Raw genomic sequence first — 15323 nt, forward strand, 5'->3', positions numbered from 1 at the left:
GGGAACACCGGCCCGAACAGGCGCTCATTACCTGGAGGCAGCCACCCCCGCGCCGCGCTGGCCTGCCGGCCCCGGGCGCGGGGAGCCCGTAAACGGCTTCCCCCGCAGCCGAATCCTCTGGTTGCCCGGGTGATCATTTCTTCGCTCCCAGCTCTCTCTTCCCGAAGCCCCTGGCAGCCACAGGCTGTGGTGAGCGGTGGCACCGGTGGCCCGCACAGGAATCCTTTGAGCCCTTTACAGAGGCATCCGGGTGTTCTCGCTGGGTGTGGCTGCCGGCGCGCCGGAGTCGGACGACGGCATCGAGCCCGCCGCCAGGGGCTGCCTCCAGGGAGACTTCGCCTCCGCTGGCGCGGGTGAGTCGCTGCACCATGGGCAGGCCCAGTCCTGTGCCGTCGTGGTCGGCATCGGAGGCCCGCCAGAACCGGTCGAAGGCTCGTTGCCGCTCGGGGCCGGTCATGCCGGGACCCTGGTCGGTCACGTGCAGTTCGACAACGGGCGGTGTGCAACTGCCTTCCCTACGGCCGGTGACGGTGGTCAAAGTGATTGCGCTTCCCGGCGGGGACACACGCAGCGCGTTGGAGAGCAGGTTGTCGATGATCTGCTCCAGTGCTCCCGGCACCGCCCACACGTGAACGGCTGCGGTTGCAGGGACGATGATGTCGACGTGCTGTTCGTCGGCGAAGGCTGTCCAGATGGCCGCACGGTCGTCGACGACGGCGCCCAGATCGACCGCCTCCGGGCTGAGCGCGGAGTTCTCCAGCCGGGCGAGCGCGAGCAGCCCCTGCACCATACGGCTGAGCCGCTCCAGTTCCCCGAGTGCTTTGTCGAGGCTGTCCTGGGCGCAGGCCGCCAGGTGGGGCTCGAAGTTTTCCAGGCGCAGTCGTAGCGAGGTCAGGGGGGTCTTCAGCTGGTGTGACACATCTGAGGCGAACGCCTGCTGGGCTTGGAGCAGATGCTGGAGCCGGGTCGCGGTGCTCGTGAACGAGGCGGCCAGCCGGCGCAGTTCCGGGGGCCCGTGGTCGGTGGCCGGCGGATTGGTCATCCGGCCTTCGGCGAGTTGGGCGGTGGCGCGTTCCAGGGCTCGGACCGGGCGGGTGACGGAGCGGGCTAGCACGAATCCGATCAGGGCAACTGCGGCGAGCACTCCGAGAGCGATGGCTCCGAGAGCCAGCCAGGTGGCATGGACCTTCGCCTTGAGCGGACCCAGCCGGTACTCGGTCCGCACCACACAGGGGACGGTGGCGTCGGAGCCGCCGGGCACGGTGACGAAGAGGGCTTCATCGCCGGTGGACGGGTCGTTCCGGGTGCCGACGGCGGGGTGATCGTGCAGTGCGGTGGAGATGTCCGGCTCGGCGGACAGGTCCTTGCCGACCGGTGCGAGGGCGGCGGTGTCGGTGAGGACCGCGCCTTTGCGGTCGGCGACGAGCACGCGGCTGCCGGTCCGTTGTCCGTAGGTGCGGGCGAGTTCGGGTAGGTCTGCCGTCAGTCCGCGTTCCATTTTCTCTTCGCAGACCTCGGCGAGCGTTGTTGCCCCCTGCTGCGCTGCGTGGGTCAGGCGGGAGAGCTCGCTGCGGGCGTAGAAGATGCCGAACGGCACTTCGAGGGTGAGCAGGACGAGCAGTATGAGGCTCAGATGGCTGAGCAGGAGGCGACGTGTCACCGGGGCCCTCCGCCGCCTGCCGGCTCTACGGCGGGTGCGGCGTCTAGGGGTGCCGGGGGGACCAGGCGGAAGCCGATTCCGCGGATGTTCTCGATCCAGGCCGAGTCGCCGAGTTTGCGACGCAGCGCGGCGATGTGGACGTCCAGGGTCTTGGTGGGGCCGAAGTAGTTCGGTTCCCATGCCGTGTCGAGGATCTGCCGGCGGGAGCAGACGGCTCCGGGGTCTTCGGCGAGACAGACGAGCAGGTCGAACTCCTTGGGCGCGAGGACGATCGGCGACTGATGCAGATGTACCTGCCGAGTGCGGCGATCGATGGTCAGCGGGCCGATCCGCTGGACGTCAGGGATCCCGGGTTGCGCCGATCCGTCCGAGGGGTCCGGCTCTTCACGGCGCGTGTCCGGTACGGAGGGGCGGGTACGGCGGGTGACGGCACGGATCCGGGCGACGAGCTCGCGCACGCCGAAGGGCTTGGAGACGTAGTCGTCCGCACCCAGCTCGAGGCCGAGCACCCGGTCGACCTCGTCGTCTCTGGCAGTGATCATGATGATGGGCACCGACGAGCGCGCTCGCAGAGCGCGGCAGACGTCGATGCCGTCCATGTCGGGCAATCCCAGGTCCAGCAGGACTATCGCCGGCTCCGGTGCGGCGAGGCCATCGGCCCCCGTTCCTGCGTGTTCCACGGTGAATCCGAAGCGGCGCAATCCCTCCATCAAAGGTCCGGCCACCCGGTCGTCGTCCTCGATCAGCAAGACACGCATGCCGAAAGGCTCACAGACGGCGGCCGGAGCGCGTGGCACAAACGCCGTAGCGTCCCCCTAGCCGGTGATCCTTTCGTCGCGGTCAACCGGGTTCACCTCCGATGGCGTAACCGCTGTGGTCGAGCGCGATGCCGACATCAAGCATGCTGCCAGCGTGCGGCCAGGAAAGAGTTAAGACCTCCTTCGAACGCCAGTTGAATCAGACTCCTGGAATGCTGATCACAATCGAAAATAGATCCAAGGACCGGCCGCATCAGCTGGGGTGTCCGCACCGGAATCTGCTGGAATCAAGGACGGTGAAACGGTCCCTCGGAAGCCTCCAGGACTCTTTCTGCAATTGCTCTGGCAATCTGCTTGATCGTCGTCCCATAGCGTCGGCTGCATGCCGACCAATGAGCTGCGCCGCGTGCGCCCAGACCTGGTAGAGCCGTTCACGACCGCACTCCCAGGAGCACGTGCCACCGTGCTGGGCCGACTGTGGGGAGCCCTCGTGCGAGAACCACTGCCTGGCGTGACCGGGCATCACCGGGAGCACGGCACGGTGGTGGTCGATCTGCTGGGGGGCGGCTCGCTGTGTGCGGCCGAGTCCTGCGCGCGGCCCTTCGCCGAGGTGCCCGAAGGCTTCACCGTGACCGGCCCGGAAGGACCGATCAGCGGACCGGCGGAGCTGCTGGCGCAGTTGGGCCTGCGTACCCCGGCAGCGGACCGACTGGCGGCCGAGCTGGACAACAGCGTGGTCAACCTGGCCCTGGCCAGGGCCGCGAACGCAGACGGCGCCCTCCCGCTGAACGACTCGGCCGGTGCCGAGCAGGCAGTCGTCGACGGGCACCCGCAGCACCCCTGCTGCCGGACGCGTACCGGCATGTCGATCGCCGACGTCCTCGCCTACGCTCCCGAGCACCACCCGGTCGTCCAGCTGGGCCTTCTCCGTGTCCCGGCCGACCGCTGGCAGGGGGCCGGCGCCTGGCCGCGGCAACTGCACGACGGCAACACGATCCTGGTCCCACTGCATCCCTGGCAGCGCGACCATGTGCTCGCACACCACCCCGACCTCGTTGTCGAGGAGGAGACGATCCCGGCCCGGCCGTTGCTGTCGCTGCGCACGCTGGCACCGCTGGACGTCCTGCCGGGCTGCCACGTCAAAACGGCACTCGACGTGCAGGTCACCAACTACCGACGCACCATTTCCCCAGCCGAGATCGCCGACGGCCCGCCGCTGTCCGACCTGGTCTGTGCCGTCATCGACAAGGCCGGGTACGGCAGCAGCCTTCACGTCCTGCGTGAGCTGGGCGGTGGCTCGGTGTGCGTGGACGGTCAGCCCTCCCCCAGTCTGGGGGCAATGATCCGGGAGTCGACCGAGTGCCACCTCGACGCCGGGGAGATCGCGGTTCCGCTCACCGCCGTCCACGCGACCCGAGCGTCGGTGGTGTCGGGTGATCCGGTGCGCTGGCTGGCGGCATTCGCGGAACTCGTGCTGCCGCCCGCGCTGACGCTGCTGTCCATGGGGGTGGCGCTGGAGGCCCACGGCCAGAACACCCTGGTCGTACTGCGTGACGGGCGGCCGGTGCGGGTGCTGTACCGGGATCTGGACGGCGTACGGGTCAGCCCACGCCGCCTGGAGCGGTGCGGTTTCACGCTGCCGCCGCTGCTCGGCACTCGCGCGGGAGACGACGTGAACGCGCTGCACACCAAGCTGTTCGGCGGCCTGATCAGCGGAGTCTTCAGCGAGCTGGTCGACGTCCTCAGCCGGACACAGGCGGCCGACCCCCGGGCGCTGTGGGGCGCGGTGGCCAAGGTCGGCCGCCGGGTATACGCCGACCTCCCCAACCAGGAGGACGCAGCAGCGTTCTTCGGCGACACGATGCCCCTCAAGGCAACCATCGCCATGCGCCTGGCCGAGAACCCGGGCAAGGCGCAGTGGACGTCCGCTCCCAACCCGCTGGCCCTGTGCCGTTGACATCCGACGTCGATCATTGTCCCCCTGGAGCGACCGTATGACCACGGGCACTGCCCCCCACATCAGGACGTCAGCCGTCACCCCTGCGGCCGACGGACCCATGAAGACAGCTGACGCCGTCACCGCCCACACGCTGCTCAACTGCCTCATCCGCGAGGTGTCCGCCCCCGAGCATCAGGTGACGGTCGACGACGGCCACCTCCTGCTGCGCCTGCCCCGCCGGGGCCTCCTGCTGCGTTCCCGCCTGCGCCGCACCTCGCTGATCGGAGCGCACCGATTCCAGGACCAGGTACAGCGGCTCGACAACGATGCCTGGGTGACCGTGAGTTGGAAGGAGCTGGCCGGTTACATCCGGGACGAACTGGAACTGCGCACGGGTGTCACCAACGAGGAGTTCCTCCCCCAGGTCGCCGACAGCCGGGAGACGATCCGCACCGCGTTGCAGGAGCGGACCAGCGGTACACCGCATGCGGACCCGTACGTTGCGTCGGAGCAGTCCCTGGTGTTCGGCCATCGCTTCCACCCCACTCCCAAGGCCCGCACCGGCGACCCTGCGGACTGGCTCGCCTACGGCCCGGAGACCGGGGCGTGCTTCCGCCTGCGCTACCTGGCCGTGCGCCGCCGCCTCGCACGCGAGGAGGGCGAGCTGCACGAGATGGACGCGCTGCACCCGACGGCCGACCCGGAATGCGCGATGCTGCCGGTGCACCCCTGGCAGTACCGGCTGCTTCAGGGCCACGAGCGGCTACGTGAGGCGATCGCGGCCGGTGATGTCGTCGACACCGGTGTGAGCGGACCGGAGCTGGTGCCGAGCGCATCGGTGCGCACGCTCTACCACCCCGGCAACGACACCTTCCTCAAGTTCAGCCTGAACGTCCGCCTCACCAACTGCGTCCGCAGACACGCCAGTTACGAGCTGCCCGGCAGTCTCGCCCTCAACCGGCTACTCCAGCCCCTCTTCGCAGAACTCGCCAGCCGCTTCCCGGGATGTGCGCTCCTGGCCGAGCCCGGCTACCGCACCCTCGACGTCGGCGACACCGCCCTCCTGGAGGGCCTCGGCGTCATCGTCCGCTCCGGCCTGCGTCATCATCTGCGTCCCGGCGTCACCCCCCTGCTCGCCGCCGCCGTGGCGGACGAGTACCCCACCAGCGCAGCCCACGTCTCCCATCTGCTCGCCCGCGGTGACGGGGACGTCCTGGCCTGGTGGGACACCTACTTGAGCCTGCTGCTGCCACCGGTGCTGGCCGCCTACTTCGAACACGGCGTCGTCCTGGAACCCCACCTGCAGAACGTCGTCGTCGGCGTGAACGCCGACGGCACCCCGGCGCAGATGCTCTTCCGCGACCTGGAGGGCACCAAGCTCCTGCCCGGACACCACCAGCGCACCCTCGACGGCCTGCCCGAAGACGTCCGAGGCCCCCTCACCTACGACGCCGAACGCGGCTGGAACCGCGTCGCGTACTGCCTCCTGGTCAACCACACCGCCGAAGTGCTCGGAACCCTGGCCGACCTCGATCCGACGCTGGAGCCCGCCCTGTGGGGCCTGGTCCGCGACCACCTCGACGCCTACGCCCGCACCGCCGCCCAGCCGCCACGCCTACGCGCCCTGCTGTCCGGCGTACCACTGCCCGCCAAGGCCAACCTCCTCCTGCGCTGGGCCCGCAAGGCCGACCGGCACGCCACCTACGTCCCCCTGCCCAGCCCGCTCGGCGCGGACTTCCCCCGCGAGGTGAACAGGTGAGGCCCGCACTGCTCGACCATGTCAGCCGGCTGACCGACGAGGACCTGCCCGCCTACGTCTACGACCTGCCGGGCCTACGCGAACACGTGCAGGCGATCCGAGCCGCGCTGCCGGAACGCGTCGAGCTGCTGTACGCGGCCAAAGCCAACTCGGATCCCCAGATCCTGCGGACGCTCGCCGGGCACGTCGACGGGTTCGAGGTCGCCTCCGGCGGTGAACAGAGCCATGTCCGGCAACTCCTTCCCGAAGCCCCGATCGCGTTCGGCGGCCCCGGCAAAACGTCGGCAGAGCTGACCTCCGCCCTGGACACCGCCGTGGAGCGCCTGCATATCGAGAGCGAACACGAACTGCGTCTGCTCACCACCCTGCTGGGCGACCGGACCGTCGACGTCCTGCTCCGCGTCAACCTGCCCGTCGACCTCGGCCAGGTCGCACTCGCCATGGGCGGGCACCCCAGCCCCTTCGGTATGGATCCCCTGCACCTGGACCGCTGTCTGAAGGTGATCGCCTCCGACCCGCGCATCAGGCTACGCGGCCTCCACCTCCACCTGGCCAGCGGACTTGAGGCCCAGGCCCAACTGGCCCTTGCCGACAAGCTCCTGACCTGGGCCGACGACTGGACTCGTGAACGCCGAGTCGCCCTGGCCGAGGTCAACGTCGGAGGGGGAATGGGCGTCGACTACACCCACCCGGGCAACGTATTCGACTGGTCCGCCTTCGGTGCCGGACTGCGAGAAATCCTGGACCGCCGCCCTCACCTCACGCTCCGGATCGAACCCGGCCGCTCAATCACCGCCTACTGCGGCTGGTACGTCACTCAGGTCCTGGACATCAAGTTCAGCCGCGGGGAGGCGTTCGCGGTGCTGCGCGGAGGCACCCACCATCTGCGCACCCCGGCCGCGAAACAGCACGACCAGCCCTTCGAGGTGATCCCCGACGAGGTCTGGTTCCGGCCCTGGGACCGCCCGGAGGCCCACGACAAGCCGGTGACGCTGGTCGGACAGCTGTGCACGCCCAAGGACGTCCTGGCACGCCGCGTCATGGTCGAACGGCTGCGCATCGGCGACCGTGTCGCCTTCGCCATGGCCGGCGCCTACGCCTGGAACATCTCCCACCACGCGTTCCTCATGCACCCCCACCCGACCTTCCATCACCTCGACGACGCGGAGGCGTCCGTCCCGGGCATCTACGCCCATCAGCGCGCATGAGCGCCGGCTCCCCCACGCCGGCAACGGCAGCACTCGCCGTCCGGAACTTCCGTCGCTACCTGCTCGGACAGCTGACCTCCAACATCGGCACGTGGATGCAGCGCGCCGCCCAGGACCTGCTCGTCCTCCACATCACCCACAACAGCGGCAGCGCGGTCGGCCTCGTGACCGCACTGCAGTTCCTGCCGCAGACCCTGTTCGGCCTGACCGGAGGCGCCCTGGCCGACCGTTACCCCAAACGGCGGCTTCTCCTGCTCACCCAGACAGCCATGGGATTGCAGTCACTCCTGCTCGGACTGCTGACCGTCACCGGGGCGGTGAGCCTGCCGTCCCTCTACGCGCTGGCATTCGCCCTCGGCACCGCCACCGCCGTGGACAGTCCCGCCCGCAACGCATACATCTCCGAACTCGTCACCCGCGAGCGCGTGGCCACCGCGGTCAGCCTGAACTCCGCCCAGTTCAACGTGGCCCGCATCCTCGGCCCCGCCCTCGCGGGCCTGACCGTTGCCGCCTTCGGCGCGGGCCCCGTATTCCTCCTGAACGCCGCCTCGTACCTGGCAGTCCTCTACGGCCTGATCACCATCCGCACAGAGAAGCCAGACGACCAGGTCCAGCCCCGACCCCGCCGTACCCGAATGCGCGACGCCTTCCACGACATCACCTCCACCCCCAATCTGCTCCTGCCGATCAGCCTGATCGCCTTCGTCGGCACCTTCGGCCTCAACTTCCAGGTCACCACCTCGCTGATGGCCATGACGGTCTTCCACACGGGGGCGGCCGCCTTCGGTTACCTCGCCGCCGCCTATGCCCTGGGCAGCCTCATCGGCGCGATCCACGGGGCGCGTTCCGGGAGGTCCCCGAGCGTCCGACGTCTGGTCACCAGCACGGTCGTCTTCGGCACGTTGGAGGCCGCGCTGGGCCTGATGCCGGGCTACGGCTCCTTCATGGCCCTGCTGATCCCCACCGGCTTCGCAACCGTGATCGTGACCACCACCGCCAATGCGCTGACCCAGCTTCATGCCGACCCACGCCTGCGCGGCCGAGTCATGTCCGTCTACTTCCTCGTCCTCCTCGGTGGCACCCCGGTCGGCGCCCCCCTCGTCGGCCTGGTCTCAGACGCCCTCGGAGCCCGCTCCACCCTGATCCTGGGCGGCGTCGTTTCCGCGTTGTCCGCGCTCGCACTCTCCGCTTTGATCACAGGCCGAATCCAACGGCGCACCCGAAACACGAGAGCTGCCTCCGCAAGCAACTCACCGCTCGCGTCGGCCCAACCAGCAGGTAACCGGCCGGCCGACCTCTGATCAGTCGGTGCGCTTGATCATTTGCTCGGGTGTGCGCAGGTGATGAGTTCGGCCCGCCGCGTCCTGGAGTTGCAGCATCACATCAACAGCCACCTCAGGACCCCAGACGGGCCCGCCTCGGGAGATCACTTCAAACCGCTTGTCCGTACGCCGTGAGGGCTGTTCCTCCACCGAAGGCGCCACCCACACGCGTCTCTCATGCACCACGGCGATGCGGGTGGCTGCCAGACCGGCGGGGAGTTGTGTCGCCTCTACAGCTTCGACCACGACCAAGGGCTTACCGCCCGGCAGCGACATGGGCACGAAGTCGCGCCACAGATGTGTGGTGATGCGAAGGGCCGAACCTTGCACGGAGATCACAGCCGGGACAGCGGCCAACTCCGCCAGCGGCACTTGACGGTCCTCGACGCCGCTGTGACCGGACAACCACGCGTCCAGAACCTCGTGGCGTGCCACGGCTCCCCCTTCGACGGGTCCTCGGCATCATGTCTTCCCAGGCCAGGCCGTCAACATTTGCTAATGAACATGCCAACGGCCCGCCAAATCCACCCCTACGGCATGTAGTGTCCCGGTCGCAGCACCGGACACTGACATGACGTCAACTGGGGGAGTGACCGTGACAGGCTTCCGCGCGCCCGCGCAGAGCGACTTTCACGCATACGGCAATCTCACGAAGAGCCAGGGCGAGCATTTGGGCAGGCTCGTGCAGTGGAGCCACAACGAGTGCGCGCAGGTCGACGGCCTCGACGGAGTGCTCGTGGTGGCGCGCGCGTTCGTCCCCGACGTCTCGACCTTCTTCGGCGACAAGTTCGCGCAGTGCCAGCGAGGCATGGGCGTGATCGACGACAAGATCCACAGCACCGCTGCCGCGTACGCCCACGTCGACCAGAACACCGCGATAGAACTGCGCAACATATACCCGCAGTCCTCCTTCTCCTTCCCGGACATCTCGACGCTTCCCGGCGCCTCGCACCTCGGCAACTTCACCGACGAGGAAGTCGAACTCAAGAAGCTGGACGACGCCGACGAGACAACGTCGAAGAACATCCACACCGCGCTCCTGGTGGCCAGGGACAGTGCCGATCTCAAGGCGGCGGAGCACGCCTTCCAGTGGTGCACCGGCCAGAGCCTGGTCGAGCTGATGCTGACGCCCCTCTTTGGCGAGTACGGCAGGCTGAAGTATCTGAGCGACGCCTACGATGAGTTGGGCGACGCGGCATACACGGTGGCCGCAACCCTGCGCAAGGGCTCCTGGAGACTCGGCAGTGAGTGGTCCGGGGAGACCGCGACCAACTTCGACTCGTACCTGTTCCGCTGGACCATGGGCATCGGCGGCATCGGCGACGCGGCCAAGCTCGCTGCGAAGGCGTTCAAGGACGGCTACCACGTGGTCGTCGGACTCGTCTGGGAGGCGCTCAGCGAGATCGGCAAGCTCATGGAAGACGGCATCAAGAAACTGGTCGAGCAGTTCGCGGAGATGATCGCCGGCGACGCCGCCATCGAAGCCGTCGGCCTCGGTCCCGAAGACCCGCTCGCGGACGTCGTCGCGGGCTTCTGGACTGCCGACAAGCTCTACGACATGTACAAGACCGTCAGGCTCATCATCAACGCGATCGGCATGATCCAGACGATCTTCGAGAAGATCTCCGACGCGGTGGACGCCATCAAGGACGGCGTCAAGGAGGCCATGGACTTCATGGAGTCGCCGCCGTCCATCGGCAGCCTCATCGACGACGTGGAGCAACGCGGCTTCGAGTTCGAGAAGGGCGGCGGCTGGTCGCCGGCCATGGGAGCGTCCCGCATCGGCCTGCTCCCCGCGGCGTGAGCATCGGAGAGTTCCGAGAAATGACGACAGACGTCAGCTGCTACGGCGATGTCGCCGGCCTGAGCCGGAGCGCAACGGGGGGCAACTGTGCGCAGCACCGCTACCGACGCCCAGAAGGAAACCCATGAACCAGTTGCTCCAGTCCCTTCAGGAGTTCACGGTCTCCGCCGACTACAGCCGCTCGCACACCACCTGGGACGTGCACGCAGCCGGACACCACACCCCGGTGATCCGGATGCACAAGGACTCCCCGCACCACTCTTTGCCCGAATACCGGGTGTTCCCCGCGGAACGCCCGGACGAGACCCTGGGCTTCGTCACCCCGTGGATGCCGTTCTCGGCCGACCGCAGGCAGATCGGCGAGGTGCGGTCCCCGGACTGGCACCGGCATACCGGCGCGTGGACCCTGGTCCAGAATGACCTTGGGGAACTCACTGGGCAGCCGAAGGGCCTCAACACCAAACTGCGCCGCGCTCCAGTCATCAACTGGTACCTCAGTCGCCCGAGCGTCGACGCCGTTCTGTCCGCACAGCACCGCTTTTCCGGGCCGCAGTCCGAGGGTTTCGACTTCGCCAGGCGCGCGGGAGTGCGGGCCGAGTACGAAGTCACCGTCCATGACCCCCGCGTGAACCGGCTGCTGATTCTCGCCTGGGTCCTGCACTTCAACGAGCACCACTCCGTGGATGTTCGCAAGACCGCGGTCGACCTGACCACCAATCCGTTCAGCGGCCTCGGGGACGCGCGCCGGGCCAAGAAGCGCAGGCAGACCGGACAGAACTGAGCCGAAGAAACCGGAGAGCGACCATGTCTTCCTACAACGCCCACAGCATCCACGGCGCCTACAGCTCCCACGGTCCGGGAGAACGCCAGGACCAGGACGACCCCGCTGCCCAGCGACGAGCGGCCCAACTCGCCGAGCTCAGTGAGGAGCTGGTGGCAGGCCAGACGTGGCGCCAGAAGGAGATCGCCGACAGGATCTACCACGAGCTCAAGGGCGGGGCCCAGGTCGAGGACATCGAACCCCTCATCACGAGGCTGCGCCGCACCACCATCGAGGACGCCCGCGACCGGGGCACGGATCGGCGCGGCCGACGCTGAAGCCGCGGCACCCTGCCCGCGGCACGCACCCCCAGCCAGCCGGGGCAGTCCGCTAGAGCATCCGGCGCGGAGGCGGCAGCGAAGGCGATGAGCCCGCCGAACAGCACTGAACGGGCGCCGATACGGTCCGCGAGGGCGCCGGACAGCGGTTTCAGGCGCATCGCGTGGACGACTGGATCCCCACCCTGCCCTCATGCATTCAGCACCCCGGTGGCCAGGAGTCCCAGCAGTCCCGCTCCGACCACGATCCGGTAGATCACAAACGCATTGAAGGAGTGCTTCGCCACGAATTTCAGCAGCCAGGCGATAGAGGCGTAGGCGACCACGAAGGAGACGGCGGTGCCCACGGCCAGCGGCGCGACACCGACCCCTGCGCCCACGGCGTCCTTCAGCTCGTACAGGCCGGCGCCGGTCAGTGCCGGAATACCGAGGAAGAACGACAGACGGGTGGCCGCCACGCGGTCCAGGTCCAGGATGAGGGCCGTGGACATGGTGGCGCCGGAGCGGGAGAAGCCCGGGAAGAGCAGCGCGAGGATCTGAGAACAGCCCACCAGCATCGCGTCCTTGAGCGTGGTGTCGTCCTCGCCGCGCTTGTGCCGGCCCATCTGGTCCGCCGCCCACATCACACCGGACCCGACGATCAGGGAGCCGGCCACCACCCACAGCGAGCCCAGCGGCCCCTCGACGAGTTTCTTGGCGGCCAGTCCGACCACGACGATCGGGATGGTGGCGTAGATGACCCACCAGGCGAACTTGTAGTCGTGGTGGTAACGCTCCTCCCGATTGACGATGCCCCGGCCCCAGGCGGAGACGATCCGCACGATGTCCTTGAAGAAGTACAGGAGTACGGCGGCGATCGCGCCGACCTGGATCACGGCGGTGAAGCCGACCACCGAGGTGTCGTCGACCGGGATGCTCATCAGCCCCTCGGTGATCTTCAGATGGCCGGTTGAGGAGACGGGGAGGAACTCGGTCACCCCCTCCACGACTCCCAAGACGGCGGCCTGGCCGATGCTGATGGCACTCATGCGGGGTCCCAATTCTCTGGAGGGCGGGATCTTCTGGAGGGCGGGGCAGGCGGCATGGCACACTCGGGCAGCGGAACTTTTACACCCGTATAGAGGTTCCACACGCGTGTAGAAGATACACGGTCGGCCATGGTCGGCGGGTAGCGAGAGGAATGACGACGCTGTGAGCGACAACTCGCATGCACGCGGCCCGAAACGGGCCAACGGCGTCCGGGAGAACGAGATCCTTGCCCTCCTCCAGCAAGCCGACGGACCGCTCACGCCGGGGGAGGTGACCGGGCGCCTCGGTGGCGAGCTGACGTACAGCAGCGTCGTCACGATCCTCACCCGCATGCACACCAAGGGGCTGCTCGCCCGCAGTGCCCGCGGCAGGGCGTACGCCTACGCCCCGGTCACCGATGACGCCGGCTTCGCCGCCCGCCGGATGCGCACCGTCCTGGAGGAACGGCCCGACCGGGACGCCGTGCTGGCCCGCTTCGCCGACGAGCTGTCCGACCGGGACGCCGACCTGCTGCGCCAACTGCTCGGCCCCGAAGCCGACGCCGACTGACGGGCCCGCCGGATGCGCATCGCCGTGTATGTGCCGCTGCTGCTCTCGCTCCTCGCCCCGTTCGGCGCGCGGCCGCTGTCCGAGCGGTGCGAGCCCCGCCTGGCCACCTGGCTGCTCACCGCCTCGTCCCTGATGCTGGGGGCGGCGAGCATGATCTCCCTGGGGCTGCTGGCCGTCACCGGCCTGATCCGCGTCCCGCCACTGGCCGACCTCGGTCACTGGTCGTCCCACAGCGCGCAGCGCGACAGCCCGACCGAGCTCTCCATCGCCCTGATCGCGGGACTGCTGCTCGGCGGCGCGGTGCTCGCGGCCGTCCGCATGCTCTGGCGTCGCGCCCGGACTCTGGCGGCCGCGGCGATGGACGCGGCGTGCATGCCCGCGCGCGACGGCCTGGTCGTCATGGAGGACGAGGCCCCTGACGCCTACGCACTTCCCGGACTGCCCGGCCGGATCGTCGTGTCCACCGGCATGCTGCACACCCTGCACGAGACCGAGCACGACATCCTGCTCGCCCACGAGCGCGCCCATCTGACGGCCCACCACTACGCCTTCGTCGCGCTGGCCCAGCTCGGCGCCGCCGTCAACCCGTTCCTGCGTCCGCTCGCCACCGCCGTCACGTACACCATCGAACGCTGGGCCGACGAGAACGCGGCCACCGCCACCGGGGACCGCACCCGCGTCGCCCGCACCGTCGGCAAGGCCGCCCTCGCCGCCCACCGCACCCTGGCCCGCACACGCGCCACCGGCGCCGCCCTCGGCATCCTGGGCCGCCGCGGCCGCCGCGCGGGCGCCGGCCCGGTACCCCGCCGCGTCGCCGCACTCCTCGCCCCGCCGTTGGGACGCCACCCGGCCCTCACCGCAGCAACCGCGGCCGTCCTGAGCGCCGCGACGCTCACGACCGCCGAGGCCGCACACGACCTCCACCTTCTGCTGCAGGCCGTCGGCGCCTGGTCGTAAATGGCTGCTGTATGCCACCGTGACCTCCCAAGGGAGGTCACCCGCATCCGCAGCGAGCAAGCCACCCGCTGGGGCGGCTGAGCGGTCCCGGCCGCGGCCTGACGCTTGGCCGGGGCAGACGAATGCTCGGCCCTCATGGGTGGGTAAACGCCGCCGCGAGCACGGCGAGTTCGAGGCACTTGTCTACGGGGACCTCGACGAGTGCATGTCGTCCTCGCGGCTCAACATCCCCGCACCATCTCGCAGACCTTCCAACCCGAGGTGAAGGACGGCTGAGGAACACGTACGTCAGCTGCCCGCGACTCTCCGCGCGGGCAGCCGTCGGCAGACGGTGCGGGAGCTTCAGGCCCCGGCGGCGGTGACGATGGCGTCGGTGGCGAAGCCGAGGACGAGGCCCAGCAGGATGCACCAGGTGGTCAGGGTCTTCAGCGCGGCCTTGCGGGCAACAGCCAGCAGCTCGATGACCACGTAGAGGATCGACCCCGCGGCCAGCCCCAGGAAGGCGATCGACACCGTGTCGTCGACCAGGTGCTGGCCCACCACGGTGCCGAGGAAGGTCGGACCGCCGCCGATCAGACCGAGCAGCAGCAGCGTGCCCCATGAGGGGCGTTCACCCTCGGCGGCCAGCGGGGCGACGATGCCGAACCCTTCGGTGGCGTTGTGCAGCCCGAAGCCGATGATCAGCAGGAGGGCGAGGGAGAGTTCGCCCTGGGCGGCGGAGTTGCCGATGGCCAGGCCCTCGGCGAAGTTGTGCAGGCCGATGCCGGTGGCGATCATCAGCGCGAGCGAGCCGGCCTGGCTGCGGACCCGGGGGGCCAGCTCGGTGGAGGCGGCGGCACCGGGGCCGGCAGGCCGCCGGTCGGAGGCGGCACGGCGGGCGATCCAGCCGTCGTAGTACACCAGGCTCATCAGACCGATTCCGAGGCCGACGGCGAGGGTGAGGCCCCCGGAGGTCACGGTGCCCCAGTCGTGCTTGCCCAGCGCCTCGTCGACCGGCTCCCAGGCGTGGGTCAGGACGTCCCAGACCAGGAAGATCAGGATGCCGATGGCGACGGCGTTCAGACCTGCGCGCAGCCGGGGGCTCGGGTTGCGCAGTCGGCCGAGGGGCAGGCCGAGGTAGATGGTGAACCCTGCGATGGCGCCGAGCAGGGCTACCTGGGAACTGGACATTAAGGGGGGACTCCAGTCGGTGAGCGGAGAAGTACACCCCGAAAGTAGATGAGGTAAGCCTTACCTAAAA

At 68.9% G+C, this 15323-nt stretch carries 14 protein-coding genes; 9 read left to right on the forward strand and 5 right to left on the reverse strand.

Annotation, left to right across the window (positions count from 1 at the left end):
- Positions 1-133: 133 nt before the first annotated feature.
- Together ACFY1E_RS33270 and ACFY1E_RS33275 are read right to left on the reverse strand one after the other, a co-directional pair.
- The gene (locus ACFY1E_RS33270; RefSeq protein WP_389082556.1) at positions 134-1660 is read right to left on the reverse strand and encodes a sensor histidine kinase; all 1527 of its coding nucleotides are present in this window, start codon (positions 1658-1660) and stop codon (positions 134-136) included.
- Positions 1657-2418, reverse strand: coding sequence for a response regulator transcription factor (locus ACFY1E_RS33275; RefSeq protein ID WP_389082558.1), 762 nt, complete (start codon positions 2416-2418; stop codon positions 1657-1659). Before ACFY1E_RS33275 ends, ACFY1E_RS33270 begins: the two co-directional genes overlap by 4 nt.
- Before the next feature lie 382 nt (positions 2419-2800).
- Here ACFY1E_RS33275 and ACFY1E_RS33280 point away from each other — a divergent pair, with 382 nt between their 5' ends.
- From ACFY1E_RS33280 to ACFY1E_RS33295, 4 genes are read left to right on the forward strand one after another with little or no spacing between them, the layout of a single operon-like run.
- Positions 2801-4375, forward strand: coding sequence for an IucA/IucC family protein (locus tag ACFY1E_RS33280; RefSeq protein WP_389082561.1), 1575 nt, complete (start codon positions 2801-2803; stop codon positions 4373-4375).
- Between the two features lie 37 nt (positions 4376-4412).
- Positions 4413-6116: an IucA/IucC family protein gene (locus ACFY1E_RS33285; RefSeq protein ID WP_389082563.1), complete on the forward strand. Its 1704-nt coding sequence runs from the start codon at positions 4413-4415 to the stop codon at positions 6114-6116.
- Positions 6113-7324, forward strand: a complete 1212-nt coding sequence (locus ACFY1E_RS33290) for a type III PLP-dependent enzyme (protein WP_389082566.1) — start codon at positions 6113-6115, stop codon at positions 7322-7324. The genes ACFY1E_RS33285 and ACFY1E_RS33290 overlap by 4 nt, the downstream gene beginning before the upstream one ends.
- Positions 7321-8625, forward strand: a complete 1305-nt coding sequence (locus ACFY1E_RS33295) for an MFS transporter (protein ID WP_389082568.1) — start codon at positions 7321-7323, stop codon at positions 8623-8625. The genes ACFY1E_RS33290 and ACFY1E_RS33295 overlap by 4 nt, the downstream gene beginning before the upstream one ends.
- Here ACFY1E_RS33295 and ACFY1E_RS33300 read toward each other — a convergent pair whose 3' ends face one another.
- Positions 8626-9081: a hypothetical protein gene (locus tag ACFY1E_RS33300; protein ID WP_389082570.1), complete on the reverse strand. Its 456-nt coding sequence runs from the start codon at positions 9079-9081 to the stop codon at positions 8626-8628.
- Positions 9082-9241: 160 nt separating this feature from the next.
- Here ACFY1E_RS33300 and ACFY1E_RS33305 point away from each other — a divergent pair, with 160 nt between their 5' ends.
- The 3 genes from ACFY1E_RS33305 (at position 9242) to ACFY1E_RS33315 (ending at position 11548) form a co-directional block, all read left to right on the forward strand.
- Positions 9242-10450 (forward strand): hypothetical protein, encoded by a 1209-nt coding sequence (locus tag ACFY1E_RS33305; RefSeq protein ID WP_389082573.1) that lies wholly within the window; start codon positions 9242-9244, stop codon positions 10448-10450.
- Between the two features lie 124 nt (positions 10451-10574).
- The gene (locus tag ACFY1E_RS33310; RefSeq protein ID WP_389082575.1) at positions 10575-11231 is read left to right on the forward strand and encodes a hypothetical protein; all 657 of its coding nucleotides are present in this window, start codon (positions 10575-10577) and stop codon (positions 11229-11231) included.
- Positions 11232-11254: 23 nt separating this feature from the next.
- Entirely contained in the window at positions 11255-11548 is a 294-nt protein-coding gene (locus tag ACFY1E_RS33315; RefSeq protein ID WP_389082578.1) for a hypothetical protein, read from the forward strand.
- A 191-nt stretch (positions 11549-11739) separates the two neighbouring features.
- Here ACFY1E_RS33315 and ACFY1E_RS33320 read toward each other — a convergent pair whose 3' ends face one another.
- Positions 11740-12576, reverse strand: a complete 837-nt coding sequence (locus ACFY1E_RS33320) for an undecaprenyl-diphosphate phosphatase (protein ID WP_389082581.1) — start codon at positions 12574-12576, stop codon at positions 11740-11742.
- A gap of 163 nt (positions 12577-12739) precedes the next feature.
- Here ACFY1E_RS33320 and ACFY1E_RS33325 point away from each other — a divergent pair, with 163 nt between their 5' ends.
- Together ACFY1E_RS33325 and ACFY1E_RS33330 are read left to right on the forward strand one after the other, a co-directional pair.
- Positions 12740-13126: a BlaI/MecI/CopY family transcriptional regulator gene (locus tag ACFY1E_RS33325; protein ID WP_389082583.1), complete on the forward strand. Its 387-nt coding sequence runs from the start codon at positions 12740-12742 to the stop codon at positions 13124-13126.
- 12 nt (positions 13127-13138) lie between these two features.
- Positions 13139-14083 (forward strand): M56 family metallopeptidase, encoded by a 945-nt coding sequence (locus ACFY1E_RS33330; protein ID WP_389082586.1) that lies wholly within the window; start codon positions 13139-13141, stop codon positions 14081-14083.
- Positions 14084-14425: 342 nt separating this feature from the next.
- Here the strand turns inward: ACFY1E_RS33330 and ACFY1E_RS33335 are convergent, their stop codons facing one another.
- The gene (locus ACFY1E_RS33335) at positions 14426-15253 is read right to left on the reverse strand and encodes a ZIP family metal transporter (RefSeq protein WP_389082588.1); all 828 of its coding nucleotides are present in this window, start codon (positions 15251-15253) and stop codon (positions 14426-14428) included.
- Positions 15254-15323: the final 70 nt, after the last annotated feature.

This window comes from Streptomyces sp. NPDC001604, assembly GCF_042893475.1.
Taxonomy (GTDB): Bacteria; Actinomycetota; Actinomycetes; order Streptomycetales; family Streptomycetaceae; genus Streptomyces.

What these genes read in the sequence shown, in the direction of transcription:
- ACFY1E_RS33310 (WP_389082575.1), top strand. Translation starts at nt 10,575, where the DNA reads ATGAACCAGTTGCTCCAGTCCCTTCAGGAGTTCACGGTCTCCGCCGAC.
- ACFY1E_RS33315 (WP_389082578.1), top strand. Translation starts at nt 11,255, where the DNA reads ATGTCTTCCTACAACGCCCACAGCATCCACGGCGCCTACAGCTCCCAC.
- ACFY1E_RS33280 (WP_389082561.1), top strand. Translation starts at nt 2,801, where the DNA reads ATGCCGACCAATGAGCTGCGCCGCGTGCGCCCAGACCTGGTAGAGCCG.
- ACFY1E_RS33335 (WP_389082588.1), bottom strand. Translation starts at nt 15,253, where the DNA reads ATGTCCAGTTCCCAGGTAGCCCTGCTCGGCGCCATCGCAGGGTTCACC.
- ACFY1E_RS33275 (WP_389082558.1), bottom strand. Translation starts at nt 2,418, where the DNA reads ATGCGTGTCTTGCTGATCGAGGACGACGACCGGGTGGCCGGACCTTTG.
- ACFY1E_RS33320 (WP_389082581.1), bottom strand. Translation starts at nt 12,576, where the DNA reads ATGAGTGCCATCAGCATCGGCCAGGCCGCCGTCTTGGGAGTCGTGGAG.
- ACFY1E_RS33285 (WP_389082563.1), top strand. Translation starts at nt 4,413, where the DNA reads ATGACCACGGGCACTGCCCCCCACATCAGGACGTCAGCCGTCACCCCT.
- ACFY1E_RS33330 (WP_389082586.1), top strand. Translation starts at nt 13,139, where the DNA reads ATGCGCATCGCCGTGTATGTGCCGCTGCTGCTCTCGCTCCTCGCCCCG.
- ACFY1E_RS33295 (WP_389082568.1), top strand. Translation starts at nt 7,321, where the DNA reads ATGAGCGCCGGCTCCCCCACGCCGGCAACGGCAGCACTCGCCGTCCGG.